This window comes from Sorangium sp. So ce145 (genome assembly GCF_051525985.1).
In the GTDB taxonomy this organism is placed as follows: Bacteria; Myxococcota_A; Polyangia; order Polyangiales; family Polyangiaceae; genus Sorangium; species Sorangium cellulosum_B.
Genome location: NZ_CP150315.1, coordinates 963,182 through 979,811, shown reverse-complemented (window position 1 = coordinate 979,811; position 16,630 = coordinate 963,182). Strand labels below are relative to the sequence as shown.

The window sequence follows — 16,630 nt, the reverse complement described above, 5'->3', positions numbered from 1 at the left end:
TATGACGCGCACGCGCGGGCATCACCCGCCGGTGACGGCCCGCTCGGCGCCCGCTCGGCGGTGCCGTCGCCTCATGGCACAGGGGCGTGCTCCGCCCACAGCTGCGCGGCGGCCTCGCCGACCGCGCGGCGGATCGACCCCTCGTCCAGGCGGGCGCGGTCGCGCGGCGCGAGCGCGGCGCAGATGCCGAGCGCGACGAGGTAGAGGGCGCCGATGAGGCCGACCCAGCGCAGGCCGGACGCACCCAGGCGTGAGATGATCTCGATGGGCACGATCTGCGCGCGGATCTGGACGGCCCCGATCACGATCACGGCGCGGTCTCCCTCCTGGAGCTCGATGTCGGCCGGGCCCGTCAAGAGGCGCGCGAGCCCGTCCGCGCCGTGGAGGCGCGCCCGCGTCCGCCGCGGGACGTGCAGCACGTAGCGTGCGCCGATCACCTCCGCGATGACCGGGGCCGCTCTATCGAGCTCCCCCGACGGCACGCGCACGATGGACGCGGGCGTGTCTCCGATGTGCGCGCGCCCCTCCGCGAGCACATGGCGGACGCCGAGCACGTCTTTGCCTCGGACGGCGACGAGCTCCAGCGCGCGCCGCGCAGAGGCGCTCGCCGCGGGCGGCCGCGACCTCCGGTCGCTGATGGGTTCGGCCGCCGATGCCTCATTAGGCCCTTTCGCCATACTCTCCAGCCCCCTTCGTCGGCCACCGGCGGTGCTCGACTCGACATGTCACCTGAAGACCTTGCCCCCGGCGGCGCCGCCCCGCGCGCTTCCGCATCACTCCCCTTCCCTGGCTCCTGGCATGGAGCGTTCCGTGGCCGAGCGCGCAGGGACGTGGCGGACCGACGGCCCGCGCCGGCGCGTGAGGCCCCGGAGGACGCGCCCTGCCACCGCGCGCCGAGGCGCGACGGGGGACGCCCGCCCCCGAGGCAGCTCCGCCGCTCCGAGCCGCTCCGAGAGGGGCGCGCGACGCGGCGCGCCGTGCCCGGAGCTCCGCCCCTATTTCGTGGCGCCCTCCCGGCGCTGGTGTAGATCGCCGCCCGTGAGGAAGCGCCCCCTCGGCAAGACGACCCTTCAGGTCTCGGAGCTCGCCCTAGGCACCTGGGGACTCTCCGGCGACGGCTACGGTCCCGTCGCCGACGTCGAGATCGATCGCGTCATCGATCGCGCGCTCGCGGTCGGCATCGACCTCTTCGACACCGCCGACGTCTACGGCCGCGGCGAGATGGAGCGCTGCCTCGGCAGGCGGCTCCAGGGCGCCGGCACGACGTTCGTCGTCACCAAGATCGGCACCGTTCGCGACGGCGATCCCCCGACGAAGCGGTTCGACCCGGACCACCTCCGCACCGCGTTCGAGCGGTCGCAGGAGCGCCTCGCCCGCGAGGTGGTCGACGTCGTCCTGCTCCACAACCCCACCGTGGCCGCGATGCAATCGAAGGAGGCCCTCGCCTTCCTGAAGGACCTCAAGCAGGCCGGGAAGATCCGCGCCTACGGCGTGAGCGCCGGCTCCGCGGACGTCGCCCGCTCCGCGCTGCGCGACGAGGTCGACGTCATCGAGATCGCCTACAACGCCTTCTTCCCGGGCGACCTCCACGACGTCGCCGGCGACGTCTCCGAGTCCGGCGCGGGCGTCCTCGCCCGATCGGTGCTCGCGCACGGGCTGCTCGCCGGCCAGTGGAGCCCCGAGCGCGAGTTCTACCTCGACGATCACCGCTACCAGCGGTGGACCCGCGACGAGCTCAAGACCCGCATCCGCCAGCTCGACGCGCTCAGGCCGCTGGTCACGGGCGCCGTCACCTCGCTCCGCTCGGCGGCCCTGCGCTTCGTCCTCGCGAACCGCGTCGTCTCGTCCGCCGTGCTCGGCCCCCGCTCGGTCGCCCAGCTCGACCAGCTCGTCCGCGAGGCCGGCATGCCGCCCTACCTCCAGGACACGGCGCTCACGGAGCTCTCCGCGCGCCTCAAGCAGGCCGGGATCGAGGTGTGAGCACGATGGACCAGAACGACAGGGAGCTCGACGAGATCGTCCGCATCGCGCGCGCCGCGGCGGCGATCGTGATGGACGTGTACGCGACGCCGTTCGCCGTCGAGATGAAGGGCCCCGGCGACCCGGTGACCCGCGCCGACCGCGAGGCGAACGCGCTCATCTGCAGCGCGCTCGAGGCCGCGTTCCCCGGCGAGGCGATCCTCGCCGAGGAGAGCGTCCCGACCGGCGACGAGCTCGCCTCGCGCCTGGGGAAGGAGCGGGTGTTCTTCGTCGACCCGCTCGACGGCACGCGGGAGTTCGCGGACAGGAACGGCGAGTTCGCCGTGATGATCGGGCTCGCGGTCCGCGGCCGCGCGGCGCTGGGCGTCGTGGTGATGCCCACGACGGGCGAGGCGCTGGCCGGCCGCGCCGGCGGCGCCGCCTTCCTCGAGGCGAGGGATGGCAGCCGGAGGCCGCTCCGGGTCTCGGCGGTGAGCGCTCCGGCCGACGCGACGCTCATCGTCTCGCGCTCGCACCGGCCGAAGGAGATCGAGCCGCTCCTCGCGCGGCTCGGCATCTCGAAGGTCGTCCCCTGCGGCTCGGTCGGCGTGAAGATCGCCCGGATCGCGACCGGCGAGGTCGACCTCTACGTGCACGGCGGCGGCGGCGCCAAGCTCTGGGACAGCTGCGCGCCCGAGGCCGTGCTCCTCGGGGCGGGCGGCAGCTTCACCGACCTCTCGGGCGCGCCCATCGACTACAACGGCCCCGGGCTCAAGCTCGGCCGCGGCATCATCGCCTCGAACGGCGCCCTCCAGGCCGCCGTCGTCGCCGCGGCGAGGTCGGAGCTCGGCTGAGGCGCGATGCGGGGGCAGGCCGAGATCGTCATCATCGGCGCGGGGATCATGGGCCTCGCGATCGCGTACAACCTCGCGCGGCACCACGGCGTCACCGACATCGTCGTCGTCGACCGGAGCTACCTCTGCGGCGGCGCCAGCGGGCGCAACGGCGGCGGGGTCCGGGCGCAGTTCTCGAGCGAGGGCAACATCCGGCTCATGCAGGAGAGCATCCGCATCTGCCGGGATTTCGCCCGCGAGATGAAGATCAACATCTGGTTCCGGCAGGGCGGCTACCTCTTCCTCGTGCGCAGCGAGGCGAGCCGCCGGACGCTCGAGAAGAGCGTCGCCGTGCAGAACGCGTGCGGCCTCGGGACGCGGATGCTCACCGCCAACGAGGCGCGCGCGATCGTGCCGCAGCTCTCGACCGACGGCGTCGTGGCGGCGAGCTACAACCCCGACGACGGCGTCGTGTTCCCCTGGCCTTTCGTCTGGGGCTACGCCGAGCGCGCGCAGAAGCTCGGCGTCGACATCGCCACCTTCACGAACGTCCTCGGCTTCCGCACGCAGGGCGCGCGGATCGACGCCGTGGTCACCGATCGCGGCGAGATCCGGACGCACCGGGTCGTCAACGCCGCCGGCGCGTGGAGCCCCGAGATCGCGCGCATGCTCGGCGTGGAGCTGCCCAACCACCCGCACCGCCACGAGATCTGCTCGACCGAGCCGCTCAAGCCCTGGCTCGGCCCGCTCGTCGCGGATCTCTCGAACGGCCTCTACTTTTCCCAGTCGATGCGCGGCGAGATCGTGGGCGGCATCTCCAACGAGGACGTCCCCGACGGCCTCGACATGGGGTCGAGCCACAAGTTCCTCGCCCTGTACGCGCGGGCGCTCGTCGCCGCGTGCCCCCTCCTCGGCAGCGTCAAGGTGCTGCGGCAGTGGGCCGGCTGCTACGATCTCACCCCGGATCAGAACCCGATCGTGGGCGGGGTCGACGAGATCGAGCACTTCTACCAGGCCTCCGGGTTCATGGGGCACGGCTTCATGATCGCGCCCGTCATGGGCAAGCTCCTCGCGCAGCACATCGCCGAGGGCGCCTCCCTCCCCCTGTTCGATCGCTGGAACCTGCGGCGCTTCAGGGAGGGCCGGCTCCTCAGCGAGGCGATGATCATCGGCTGAGCGCTCGCCCCGGCGGCGCGGCGGCGGCGGCCCTTCAACGCGGCGCACGCGCCACACATGCCGCACGCGCCACACATGCCGCGCGCCCCGCGCTCCCCCGCCGCGTCGCGCTTCGCCTATACTCGCGCCCCTTCGCCATGGGTCACCTCGTCCTCGTCACCGGCTCCTCGAGCGGCATCGGCCTCGCGACCGCGGTCGCGTGCGCGGCCGCGGGCCACCGGGTCATCGCCACGATGCGCCGCCCCGAGAAGGCCGGCGCGCTCCTCGCCGCCGCCGGCGCGCGGGGCGTCACGCTCGAGATCGAGCAGCTCGACGTCGCCGCGGCGAGCGCGCCCGACAGGGTCCGGGAAATCCTTGAGAAGCACGGCCCCGCCTACGCCCTCGTCAACAACGCCGGCATCGCGGTGGGCGGCGCCTTCGAGGAGCAGGCGGACGGCGACGTCCGGGCGCAGTTCGAGACCAACGTCTTCGGGCTGATGGCCGTGACGCGCGCTGTGCTCCCGGCGATGCGCGGCGCAGGGCGCGGCCGCATCGTCAACGTCTCGAGCATCTCCGGGCTCGTCGGCCTCCCCGGCGTGAGCGCCTACGCGGCGACGAAGCACGCCGTCGAGGGCTTCAGCGAGGCGCTGCGCTGGGAGGTCGCCCCGTTCGGCGTCCACGTCTGCCTCGTCGAGCCCGGCACCTTCAAGACCGAAATTTTCTACGAAAACCAGCGACGCGGCGCCCACGTCTCGCTCGACGGCCCTTACGGCGCGATGACCAGGGCGATCGAGCAGATCGTCCTGAAGGACGCCGCCAAGGCGCCGCCGCCCGCCCCGGTCGCGGCGGCGATCCTCCGCCTCATCGACGACGCATCGCCGCCTTTCAGGACCCTCGTCGGCCGGGACGCACGGGCGCTCGTCGCGCTGCGCCGTGTCATCCCCGACCGGCTCTTCGCCACGGGGATCCGCCGGCTCGTCTCGGTGCCGCGCTCGCGTTGACACGTTCTCTGGCGGCGAATAGCGTCGGCTTCGCCGTTTCCATGGCGGAGCGGCGCCACGTCGTGGCCGAAGGGGGGCCGCGCCCCCTGCCGCGCGCTGTTTTTGTCCACTTTCGTCCCCTCAGGCTAACGAAGGCTAGCCGCTGACCGCCTCTCCTGAAGCGCGCCGTGCGACGGCGAGGTCAGGCCGGCAGCATCACCGAGGTCCCGGAGGAAACACCATGTCCCGCTCAGCACGCAGCATCCTGCCGCTCCTTCGCTCGCTCCTCCTGGGGGCCGCCACCGCGTCGTCGATGGCGCTCTCCGCAGGGCTCATCGTCGGATGCAGCGACGAGAACGACCCCGAGACGCACGTCAAGCGGCTCGACGACCCGGCCACGCTCACCGCCTCCGTCAACCGGCTCGTCCAGTTCTTCGAAGACGCGATGACGCGTGACAACAAGGACCGGACCGGCCCGACCGTGAAGCCGCTCCTCGACAAGATCATCGAGCCGATGACGCAGAAGTGCGTGGCCGGCGATCTCGACGAGCGCACGAACTCGAAGCTCATCAAGTTCATCTCCGACACGAGGGACCCGCGCGGCGAGGCCTGCCTCATCAAGGCGCTCAAGGACTACAAGCCCGAGTCCACCGAGGAGGACGTCCGCTGGGCCGTGCGCGGCCTCGGCGCGATGAAGTCGGAGAAGGCCGCCGAGCCGCTCATGGCCGTCTTCTCGAAGCTCCAGCACGGCAAGCCCAAGGGCTCGACGATCTCGCGCGACGTGCACGACGCGATGGTCGACATCAACAGCAAGTCCTGGGAAGACGGGCTCATCACGATGATCGGGCGCCCGATCAACGACCCGAAGGACGTCGGCACGATGCGGAACGAGCTGTTCTGGCAGATCACCGCCGCGGAGCTGCTCGGGTGGCAGCGCAGCGAGAAGGCGGTCGTGCCGCTGCTCAAGGTCGTGCTGTCGCCGGTCAAGGCGGACGCGGCCACGACGGCCATCCTCGCGCTCACGAAGATCGGCAAGCCCGCGATCCAGCCGACGATCGCGCTGCTCCAGGGCGACCAGAAGGAGCTCGTCGAGTACTCGAAGGTCGAGAACCTGAAGGGCGCCGGCGACAAGGCGAGCGCGGAGCAGAAGAAGGCCGCGGAGACCGCCCACGTCGCGGCGGCCGCGCTCGTCCTTGCGACGATCGGCCGGCAGGAGTCGTCGCAGCCGCTGCTCGCCGCGCTCGAGAAGGCCGAGGACGTGCCGCGCGCCATCATCGCGCGCGAGCTGACCAAGGTGCCGAGGACGCCGGAGACGCTCGCGGCCTTCCAGGCGGCCTACGAGAAGACGCCCGCGGGGCTCGAGATGCCGCCGGCCGGCGTCAACGCGCGGGTGATGCTCGCCGAGGCGGCGAGCAACTTCTTCGACGCGAGCCTCGTGCCGTGGCTCGTGAAGACCGGCCTCGAGGCGCGCGGCGAGGAGGACGACGTCGCGCAGATCCGCGACGTCTCGCTGCAGACGGCGCTCAAGCTGATGAAGCCCGACCAGATCGCCGACGTCGACCGGCTCGCGGGCACCCGCACGAGCGGCGGCGGCACGGTCGGCAAGTCGATGGAGAAGGAGATCAAGATCGCGAAGGACCTGCTCGCGGCCTGCGGCACCAAGCTCGAGTGTTACGTCGGCAAGCTCGGCGAGCCGGCGTCGCAGGCGAAGGAGACGCAGTTCCAGGGGATCAAGTCCGCCTACATGGCGGGCGTGCTCGGCACCCCGGAGGTCCGGCAGCAGATCATCGACGCGATGCCGAAGGTCTCGAACGCGGCCGTCCGCTTCGTCTCGGTCTCGGTCATCGACGCCCTCTCGCCGAAGGGCGACGCCGAGGTCGCGACCAAGCTGCAGAAGATCGTCGACGAGGGCGAGGCCTCGAAGGATCCCGAGAAGATCGCCGGCAACGCGCCCTTCAAGACGGTCATCTACCGCCTCACCGCCCGCTCGCAGTGACCGCCGCAACCCCATGCGCCCCGTCCGCGGTCGGGGCGCACGGGGCGCACGGCGTGCATGAAGCACGCAGGCGGGCACATCACCTGGATCCAGATTTTCCTTGATTGGCGCCACCCGGGCGCGATGCTTGCCCGAAGCGCGCGCGACGCTCGCGCAAAGCTCGCGCGGAGCTTCACCGACGCGCCTGGCTCCTGATTTTTCCTGGCGTCTCCGCCGTCTTGACGGTTTACTCCGGCCCTTGTCACGGGGTCTTCCCGGCTGAAGAACGAACCATGATCGTGCTCGAGGTAACCCAGGGTCTCGCTGCCGGGCGCACCTTCGAGCTCCAGGGCGAGCTGATCACGCTCGGGCGCTCGTCGGACAACCGCGTCGTCCTCGACGATCGCCACGTCTCCGGGGCGCACGCGCGCATCGTGAGCGGCGCCGACGGGGTGATCCTCGAGGATCTGCGCTCGACGAACGGCACGAGCGTGACGCGGCGGGGCGAGCGGCTGGAGCTCGGCGCGGGGCGCAGCGCGCTCGCCCTCCAGACGGGGGACGTCATCGAGCTCGGCTCCGGGGACGCGGTCACCCGGATGGTGGTGAAGATCCCGGAGGAGGCCGACGACGCGCGGGTCGTCTCGATCCGCCGCCTCGACGAGATCGAGCCCGCCGAGGCGAAGATCGAGCGCGACCCGAGCGCGCTGTCGGCGATGTACGCGGCGCAGAAGCGCATCGGCGCGGCGAACGATCTCGACGAGGTGCTCGCCGAGATCGCCGACGCGGTGCTCGCGCTGGTGCCGAGCTCGACGCACGTCACGGTGGTGCTGCGCGACGACGACCAGGAGCCGGGCGCGGCGCCGGCGGCGTTCGTGCCGGTGCTGACGCGGGTCCGGTCCGCGTCGGGCAAAGGAGGGCCGCCTGCAGGGCCGGTCCCGATCACGCGCAGCGTGTACCGGAAGGTGATCAAGGAGCGGGCGGCCGTGCTCGCCGCCGACGCGCCGATCGAGGTCGGGCAGTCCGAGTCGCTGATGGGCGCCTCGATCCGCAGCACGCTCGCCGTCCCGCTCTGGAAGGGCGAGGAGATCATCGGCGTGCTCCAGGCCGACAACCGGAGCGTGCCCGGGATGCTGAACGCCGGCGACCTGGAGACGCTCCTCGTGCTGGCCGCCAACGCCTCGCTCGCGGTGGCGAACGCCCGGCTCATCAAGCGGCTCGTGCTCGCGGAGGAGCGGCTCCAGAAGGAGAACAGCTTCCTCAAGGGGCGCGAGGAGCGCCGCCGGGGCGGCGGCGGGGGCGCGGTCGACATCATCGGCAACAGCGACGCGATGCGCAAGGTGATCGGGCAGCTCGACAAGGTGGTCGACACGCGCGTCACGGTGCTGATCGAGGGCGAGACGGGCACGGGCAAGGAGCTCATCGCCGCCGCCGTCCACTACCGCTCCCGCCGCCGCGACAAGCTGTTCGTCGCGCAGAACTGCGCGGCGCTGGCCGAGAGCCTGCTGGAGAGCGAGCTCTTCGGGCACAAGAAGGGGTCGTTCACGGGCGCCACCGAGGAGAAGAAGGGGCTGTTCGAGATCGCCGACGGGGGCACGCTCTTCCTCGACGAGATCACCGAGACGCCGCTGTCGCTGCAATCGAAGCTCCTCCGGGCGCTCCAGGAGGGCGAGATCCGCCCCGTGGGCGCGACGAGCCCGAAGCACGTCAACGTGCGCATCGTCGCGGCGACGAACCGGAACCTCGAGGACGAGGTGGCCAAGGGGCGGTTCCGCGAGGACCTCTACTACCGCCTCAAGGTCTTCCCGATCCGCCTGCCGCCGCTGCGAGAGCGGCGCGACGACATCTCGCTGCTCGCGGCGCACTTCCTGGAGCGCTACGCGGACGAGATCGGCAAGCCGTGCGGCGGGTTCAGCCAGCAGGCGATGGAGCTCATGGTCGCGTACGACTGGCCGGGCAACGTGCGGGAGCTCCAGAACGAGGTGCAGCGGATCGTCATCCAGTTGGAGCCGGGGGCGTTCGGGACGCCGGAGCTGCTCTCGCCGAGGATCCGGCAGGTCGAGGGGCTCGTCGCGCGGGCGGGGACGCCGAAGGGGTCGCTCAAGGAGATGATGGACGCGGTCGAGAAGTTCTTCCTCCTGGAAGCGCTGCGCGGGCACAACAACAACAAGACCAACGCGGCCAAGTCGCTCGGGATCACGCGCGAGGGGCTGCACAAGAAGCTCCGGCAATACGGGATCTGACGGGATACGGGACACGCGACACGGGACGGCGGGGGAGGGCTTTCCAGGACGCGGGGGAGCCCTCGGGAGGGGGTGTCGCGCGCGGGGCCGGCGGGGGGCCCTTCCCACGAACTCGCGCCTTGTGGTGGCTATGGCCAGCTGAACGGGTGAGGGAAAACCAGGAGCGAGTGGCTTCGATGCGGGCCGGCGCTCGGGTTCGTGGGGCCCTTCCCCCGCCGGCCCCGCGCGCGACACCCCCTCCCGAGGGCTCTTCCAAGGGATGGGAAAGAGCGGTTTCGAAGGTGCGCGCGGGCGGGGATGCGGGGATTTGCTGGGGGTGTCTACGCGAGGTGGCGGGGACGCTGGGGGCGGGCCGCGGGGGCGGGAAGGCAGCTCTGCTTATCGCTTCGGATTGGCGCGCATCTGCTTCGAGATCTGCTTCCAGCGCCGCTTCTCCTCGATCCTCACGCGCACGTCCTGCTGCCCGGCGAGGTGGCGTCGCTCGGCACCCAGCTTGAGGTAGGCACCGAGGCGCTCGGGATCGAGATCGCCGTCCTTGATGGCACGGAGCACCGCGCAACCAGGCTCGCCGTCATGCGCGCAGTCCCGGAAGCGGCAGGCCGCAGCGTGGGCCTCGACGTCGTCGAAGCCGGCCGGAGCGCTGCCGCCCGCGGACCAGACGCCGAGCTCCCGTATGCCCGGCGTGTCGATGAGGAGGCCACCGCCAGGGATCAGGAACAGCTCCCGGTGAGCCGTCGTGTGGCGGCCACGCTCGTCCGACGCCCGGATCGCCCCCTCGAGCTGGACCTCCGCGCCGAGCAGGCGATTGCTGAGCGCGGACTTCCCCACGCCAGACGAGCCGACGAGGGCAATGGTCTCCCCTGCCCCGATCTCGGCGCGGAGCGCGTCGAGGCCGGCGCCGGAGAGCGCGCTGACGAGCGCGATCGGCGCGGCAGGGGCGACGTCCCGCGCCGCGTCGATGTACCGCGCCGGATCCGGGCAGACATCGGCCTTGTTCAGCACGAGGACCGGGCGAGCGCCGCTGTCGAGGACGGCGTCGATGTAGCGCTCGAGGCGGCGCAGGTTGAAGTCGGCGTTCAGCGACGTGACGATGAACACCTTGTCGATGTTGGCCGCGAGCACCTGGGCCTCCACCGTGGGCCCAGCGGCCTTGCGGCGCAGGCACGTGCTCCGCGCGAACGTGTGCACGATGTACGAAGGCCCGGCGCCGTCGCCAGGCCTGAGCCCCACCCAGTCACCGACCGTGGGGAGCGCCGCGCGATCCGCGGCCTCATGCGCGAGGCGACCGCTGACCACCGCGAGGCGCGGGCCATCCGCGGTCTGAACGTGATGCCTGGACGCGGAGGCGAGGACGACGCGCGCAGGCTGCACGGCATCCTTGAGACAAGCGAGCTGGCTCGCGAAGAAGGGAGTCCATCCGAGCCCGACCAGATCGGGCCGCATTTCGTGCTGCAAAGACGGATCAACGAGAGAATCGAGGTGAGTTTGCATGACGGACGAGCGCTCCATGGCGTTCGGCCGCGCCCGAGCTTCGGCGCGCGGCGATCGACGGACAGGGCGCGGCGGCGCACAAGCGCGCACGCGCCGGCCATTCCACGCGCGGGGCCGCCGCGGAGCGGAGCTCGTCGATCGATCAGGACGTCACGCCAGAAGGCACGCCCGGCCAGGGCAGATCCCTGGGAGGGGCACGCGCTCAGGGCACACACGCACCCCTCAGGGCACGCGGGCGACGTCGCGGAGACGTGGAGACGAGCTCAGCCGGCCGCGGCGGAAACGACGGCGGCGGCGCAATGGGTGTGCAATGTGTTGGCACTCATGACCTGACCTCCGCGTTCGGCTCACGTCACCACGACGCGACAGCACCTAGAATCCTATGGCCCCGCGCCGACGTCAAGCGCTCTCGGCTCGGCCCGGCCGTATGGACAACGAGCACAGCCAACGAGCACAGCGCGCGCGTACGGAGCGCGCTTCATGCAACGAGCGCGCGGAGCCCGCTCTTGGGGTGCAACGAGCACGCGGAGCCCGCTCTTGGGGTGCAACGAACGCGCGGAGCCCGCTCTTGGGGTGCAACGAGCGCGCGGCGAGGCGCGGCGCATGCGGCGAAGCGGGGACGAGCGTGGGCCGGACGGAGGCGCGCGGGACGTGGGGCGCCCTCGTTCCAGGTGAACGACAGTGGGTCGACAATTTCCGCTCGGCCGATGGTCGCCAATGGTTGCCGATAGTTGGAAGACCGACGAAGCCGGACGAAGCCGTAGCCGGACGAGAGCGCGCCTTCCCGGCGAGGCCACCCCGCCCTCCGGCCCTGACGGCCGCGGAGGTTGCGAGGAGCGCCTCGCCGCACTAGGGTCCTCCGCTCCATGCCCACACACTTCGAGCTCGTCTCCGAATTCAAGCCGTGCGGTGACCAACCTCGCGCGCTCCAGGAGATCTGCTCCGCGTTCGAGCAGGGCGAGGCCTTCCAGGTCCTCCTCGGCGTCACGGGCAGCGGCAAGACGTTCACCGCCGCCAAGGTGATCGAAAAGCTGCAAAAGCCGACCCTCATCATGGCGCCGAACAAGACGCTGGCGGCCCAGCTCTACGGCGAGATGCGGGAGCTCTTCCCCAACAACGCCGTCCACTACTTCGTCAGCTACTACGACTACTACCAGCCCGAAGCCTACGTCCCGACGAGCGACACCTACATCGAGAAGGACGCGATCATCAACGACGCGATCGACCGCATGCGCCACGCGGCGACGCACGCGCTGCTCTCGCGGCCGGACGTGATCATCGTCGCCTCCGTGAGCTGCATCTACGGCATCGGCTCGGCCGAGAGCTACCACGGGCTCCTGATCAAGCTCGAGCGCGGCACCGAGATCCGCCGCGACGAGCTCCTGCGGCGGCTCGTCGACATCCAGTACACGCGGAACGACGTCGATTTCCACCGCGGGACGTTCCGCGTCCGCGGCGATGTCGTCGAGATCTTCCCGGCCTACGAGGAGGCGCTCGCGATCCGGGTCGAGTTCTTCGGCGACGAGATCGAGGCCATCAAGGAGGTCGACCCGGTCCGCGGCAAGGTGGTGGGCCAGCTCGATCGCTACGCGGTGTTCCCCGGCTCCCACTACGTCACCGAGCAACAGCAGCTCAGGCTCGCGATCCAGGCGATCCGCGAGGAGCTGCGCGAGCGCATCGACTTCTACGACAGGGCCGTGCGCTTCCTCGAGAAGCAGCGTATCGAGCAGCGCACGATGTACGATCTCGAGATGCTGGAGCAGATGGGGTTCTGCAACGGCATCGAGAACTACTCGCGCCACCTCTCGGGCCGGAAGGCCGGCGAGCCCCCGCCGACGCTGATCGACTATTTCCCGAAGGACTTCCTCCTCATCATCGACGAGTCGCACCAGACCGTCCCGCAGGTCGGGGCGATGTTCCGGGGCGACCGGGCGCGGAAGGAGACGCTCGTCGAGTACGGGTTCCGGCTCCCCAGCGCGCTCGACAACCGGCCGCTCAAGTTCGAGGAGTTCGAGCAACACTACGCGCAGGTCCTCTTCGTGAGCGCGACGCCCGGCGACTACGAGCTGCAGAAGTCGGCCGGCTCGGTCGTGGAGCAGATCATCCGGCCGACCGGGCTCATCGATCCGCAGATCCACATCCGCCCCGTGTCCGGCCAGGTCGACGACCTGCTCGCGCGCATCCGGGAGCGGGTCGGCCGCGGCGATCGCGTGCTCGTCACGACGCTGACCAAGCGGATGGCCGAGGATCTGACCGAGTACTACACGGAGCTCGGCATCCGGGTCCGCTACCTCCACTCGGACGTCGACACGCTCCAGCGCGTGGAGATCCTCCGCGATCTCCGGCGCGGCGAGTTCGACGTGCTGATCGGCATCAACCTGCTGCGCGAGGGGCTCGATCTGCCCGAGGTATCGCTGGTCGCCATCCTCGACGCCGACAAGGAGGGCTTCCTCCGGAGCCCGCGCTCGCTCATCCAGACGATCGGCCGCGCCGCACGCAACGTGCACGGCGAGGTCGTGATGTACGCCGATCGCATCACCGAGGCGATGAAGCGCGCGATGGACGAGACGAACCGGCGGCGCGCGATCCAGGAGGCGTACAACAAGGAGCACGGCATCACGCCGGCCACGGTGAAGAAGGCGATCCTCGACCTGTCGCCCACCTCGGGCACGCGCGACTACTACGCCGTCCCGAAGGGCCCGGCGAAGCCCGCGGCCGAGGCGGCGCGCGCCGCGGTGGACCTGGTCGACCAGATCGACGCGCTCCGGCAGGAGATGTTCGCGGCGGCGGAGAACCTCGAGTTCGAGAAGGCGGCGCGGCTGCGCGATCAGCTCCGGCAGCTCAAGGCACAGCAGGGGGACGGGGACGCCGGCGCGGCGCGCGAGGCGGCCGAGGAGAAGCCGGCGCGGGCTGGGCGGCCGGCGAGCCGGCGCGGTCCGGGCGGCAAGGGGGGCGGACGGGCGGCGGCGGGCGGTAAAGGAGGCGGACGGGCGGCCGCCGGGCGAGGGGGCGGGCGCTACCGATAGCTACGGAGCCCGCGGGGGAGGAGGCTGCGCGCGCGGGGGGTGGTGGGCCCTCCCACGAACTCGGGCCTTTTGGGGGGCTGTTGCCAGCTGGACGGGTGGGGAGAGACCGCACGGGTGTGGCTGCGCTGCGGGCCGGCCCTCGGGTTCGTGGGGCCCGCCCACCACCCCCCGCGCGCGCAGCCTCCTCCCCCGCGGGCTCTTTGTGGGGGATGGGGGGATGGGGGGATGGGAAGGCTGCAGGCGCGCAGGCGCGGTGAGCCATGCGGAGCAGGAGTCGCCGGGGCGTGGGGCGCGAAGGGGGGGAGCGGTGGTTTGGCAAACGCTCTTTCGGTGAAGCATCGTTTTGCTTCGTGCAGCGAGCTATCGGCGTCGACCCTGCCGCGCGGCGCTGTTAAGGGGGCCCCGGCATGACAGTCTCGTCCGATCCGATACTCGTCACCGTCACCGGCAGGGACCACCCGGGCATCACCGCTCGGCTCACGGGCATCCTCAGCGATATCGGCGCCACACTGCTCGACATCGAACAGGTGGTGGTGCACGGAAACCTGAACCTCGCGCTCCTCGCGCTCTTCCCCGAGACACGCAGCGGACTCAAGGAGCTGCTGTTCGCCGCGAAAGAGCTCGGCGTGACGCTCGACTTCAAGCCGCTCGACGGAGGCGCGCCGCGGCGCGCGCCCGGGAGCCGCTACGTCGTGACAGCCATCGGGCGCGAGCTCGGCGCGAAGCCGCTGCACGACGTGGCCTCCACACTCGCAGCCCACGGCGCGAACATCGAGAAGATCGCGCGGCTGTCGGTCGAACGCCTCTCGTCGGTGGAGATCCAGGTGCTGCTCCAGCGCGAAGAGGAGGCCGACGCCCTCAAGCAGGCCCTCCTCGCCCTCGCGACGCAGAACAGCTTCGATCTCGCGCTGCAACGGGAGGGCCTCTTCCGCCGGAGCAAGCGGCTCGTCGTGATGGACATGGACTCGACGCTCATCCGGATCGAGGTGATCGACGAGCTGGCGCGCGCGAAGGGCGTCGCGGAGCAGGTGGCGAAGATCACCGAGCGCGCGATGCAAGGGGAGATGGATTATGACGAGTCGCTCCGCCAGCGGCTCTCGCTGCTCCGCGGCCTCGACGTCGGCGTGCTGCGGAAGCTCGCCGCAGAGCTCCCCATCACCGAGGGCGCAGAGACGCTCATCCGGGTGCTGAAGCGGCTCGGCTACCGGACCGCGGTGATCTCCGGCGGCTTCTCGATCGCAGCGGAGGCGCTGAAAGCGCGGCTCGGGATCGACTACGCCTACTCGAACGCGCTCGAGGTCGTGAACGGACAGCTGACCGGCCGGGTCACAGGGCCGATCGTCAACGCGCAACGCAAAGCCGAGCTGCTCGAGACCATCGCCCAGGCAGAAGGCGTGTTGCTCGATCAGACCATCGCCGTGGGCGACGGCGCCAACGACCTCCTGATGCTGCAAAGGGCCGGCCTCGGCGTCGCGTTTCGCGCAAAGCCCAAGCTGCGAGAGGCCGCCGACACGTCCCTCTCCGCAAGCGGCCTCGACGCCATCCTCTTCCTGCTCGGCATCACCGAACGCGAGCTCCTCGAGGTGGCGTGAGCCGCGCGACACGGCCCGTCCGCCCAGCAGCGGAGTCCCACGGGACACAGCGCCGCGCTTGACACCGGCGCGCCGACCGGGCCCCCGCGGCCGTCCGGCGCGGCGCCTTGCCCGCCTCGCCTGGCCGGGCGACGGTGTGGGAGGGGCTGCGCTGGGCTCGTCGCTCGCTCGCGGCGCTCGGCCCTGCGCGGCGTTCGGCTCGCCAGCGGGCCGTCGTGCTATCCACCGGGGCCATGCGGCGGAGCGGGTTCACACGGCAGGCGCGCTCCGTCGCCTGGAGCGGAGGTGATGCGTGAAGCGTCCGACGATCACGGACATCGCGTGGCGGGCGGGGGTATCCAAAGGAGCGGTGTCGTATGCGCTGAACGGCAGGCCCGGCGTGTCGGAGCCGACGCGCGAGCGGATCCTGGCCATCGCGGCGGAGCTGGGCTGGCAGCCGAGCAACGCGGCGCGGGCGCTCTCCGACGGCCGCGCCGGCGCCGTCGGCCTGGTCATCGATCGGCCCGCGCACATGCTCGGCATCGAGCCGTTCTTCATGCAGCTCATCTCCGGCATCGAGGCGGAGCTGTCCGAGAAGGCCGAGGCGCTGCTGCTCAAGGTCACGGAGGATCGCGTGGCCGAGGTGGAGACCTACCGCCGCTGGTGGGCCGAGCGGCGGGTCGACGGGGTGATCCTCGTCGACCTCTGCGACGACGATCCGCGCGTGAAGCTGATCGAGGAGCTGAAGCTGCCGGCGGTGGTGATCGGCGGGCCGGCGGGCAAGGGGCAGCTGCCCGCCGTGTGGAGCGACGACGCGAGCGCCATGCGGGCCGTCGTCGACTACCTGGCCGCGCTGGGTCACCGGTCGATCGCGCGGGTCGCCGGCCCGGCCGAGTTCGTGCACACCGCGGTCCGGACCAAGGCGTTCACCGCAGCCGCGCGCCAGCGGCGCCTGGATCGGGTCCAGACCGTCCACGCCGACTACACGGGCGAGGCAGGCGGCCAGGCCACCCGGCGGCTCCTGGCCGAGGCCTCGCCGCCGACGGCCATCGTCTTCGACAACGACGTGATGGCCGTGGCCGCGCTCGCGGTCGCCCACGAGATGCGCGTCCCCGTGCCGGAGCGCCTCTCGATCGTGGCCTGGGACGACTCGGCGCTGTGCCAGCTCGTCCACCCCGCCCTGACCGCGGTGCGCCGCAACATCGCCGAGCACGGCTCCCGCGCCGCCGCGCTGCTCCTCCGCCTCGTCGCCGGAGAGCCGGTCACCGACGACGAGTGCAGCGCGCCGACGCTCGCGACGCGGGGCAGCACCGCCCCGCCCCCCCGCGCATGAGCCGGCCCGGCCCGAGCGAGGGCGCGGCCCCCCCACGGGCGCATAGACTTAACCGATTAAGTAACGT

The 16,630-nt window shown here is 71.4% G+C and carries 11 protein-coding genes; 9 read left to right on the top strand and 2 right to left on the bottom strand.

Annotation, left to right across the window (positions count from 1 at the left end):
- Window positions 1–71 precede the first annotated feature (71 nt).
- Window positions 72–677 carry a hypothetical protein gene (locus WMF34_RS03630; protein ID WP_012233307.1) on the bottom strand — a complete coding sequence of 202 codons (606 nt, stop codon included), beginning with the start codon at window positions 675–677 and terminating at the stop codon, window positions 72–74.
- A 361-nt stretch (window positions 678–1,038) separates the two neighbouring features.
- On the opposite strand from WMF34_RS03630, the gene WMF34_RS03625 reads away from it, so the two are divergent.
- The 6 genes from WMF34_RS03625 (at window position 1,039) to WMF34_RS03600 (ending at window position 9,142) form a co-directional block, all read left to right on the top strand.
- On the top strand, window positions 1,039–1,980 hold the full coding sequence (locus WMF34_RS03625; RefSeq protein WP_157906424.1) for an aldo/keto reductase: 942 nt from the start codon (window positions 1,039–1,041) through the stop codon (window positions 1,978–1,980).
- Between the two features lie 5 nt (window positions 1,981–1,985).
- The gene (locus WMF34_RS03620; protein ID WP_012233305.1) at window positions 1,986–2,813 is read left to right on the top strand and encodes a 3'(2'),5'-bisphosphate nucleotidase CysQ family protein; all 828 of its coding nucleotides are present in this window, start codon (window positions 1,986–1,988) and stop codon (window positions 2,811–2,813) included.
- 6 nt (window positions 2,814–2,819) lie between these two features.
- Window positions 2,820–3,968 (top strand): NAD(P)/FAD-dependent oxidoreductase, encoded by a 1,149-nt coding sequence (locus WMF34_RS03615; protein WP_437992422.1) that lies wholly within the window; start codon window positions 2,820–2,822, stop codon window positions 3,966–3,968.
- A 137-nt stretch (window positions 3,969–4,105) separates the two neighbouring features.
- The gene (locus WMF34_RS03610; RefSeq protein ID WP_012233303.1) at window positions 4,106–4,948 is read left to right on the top strand and encodes an SDR family oxidoreductase; all 843 of its coding nucleotides are present in this window, start codon (window positions 4,106–4,108) and stop codon (window positions 4,946–4,948) included.
- 220 nt (window positions 4,949–5,168) lie between these two features.
- Window positions 5,169–6,923, top strand: coding sequence for a hypothetical protein (locus WMF34_RS03605; protein WP_437992421.1), 1,755 nt, complete (start codon window positions 5,169–5,171; stop codon window positions 6,921–6,923).
- A gap of 272 nt (window positions 6,924–7,195) precedes the next feature.
- Entirely contained in the window at window positions 7,196–9,142 is a 1,947-nt protein-coding gene (locus tag WMF34_RS03600) for a sigma-54-dependent Fis family transcriptional regulator (RefSeq protein WP_012233301.1), read from the top strand.
- 378 nt (window positions 9,143–9,520) lie between these two features.
- On the opposite strand, the gene rsgA is transcribed toward WMF34_RS03600, so the two are convergent.
- Window positions 9,521–10,585, bottom strand: a complete 1,065-nt coding sequence (gene rsgA / locus WMF34_RS03595; protein WP_231864668.1) for a ribosome small subunit-dependent GTPase A — start codon at window positions 10,583–10,585, stop codon at window positions 9,521–9,523.
- Window positions 10,586–11,499: 914 nt separating this feature from the next.
- Between rsgA and uvrB the strand changes: the two genes are divergently transcribed.
- From uvrB to WMF34_RS03580, 3 genes are all read left to right on the top strand, one after another.
- Complete coding sequence (gene uvrB, locus WMF34_RS03590; protein WP_012233299.1) at window positions 11,500–13,659, top strand: excinuclease ABC subunit UvrB; 2,160 nt, start codon at window positions 11,500–11,502, stop codon at window positions 13,657–13,659.
- A 407-nt stretch (window positions 13,660–14,066) separates the two neighbouring features.
- Window positions 14,067–15,251: a phosphoserine phosphatase SerB gene (gene serB, locus WMF34_RS03585; protein WP_012233298.1), complete on the top strand. Its 1,185-nt coding sequence runs from the start codon at window positions 14,067–14,069 to the stop codon at window positions 15,249–15,251.
- A gap of 292 nt (window positions 15,252–15,543) precedes the next feature.
- Window positions 15,544–16,563 carry a LacI family DNA-binding transcriptional regulator gene (locus WMF34_RS03580; protein WP_012233297.1) on the top strand — a complete coding sequence of 340 codons (1,020 nt, stop codon included), beginning with the start codon at window positions 15,544–15,546 and terminating at the stop codon, window positions 16,561–16,563.
- Window positions 16,564–16,630 lie beyond the last annotated feature (67 nt).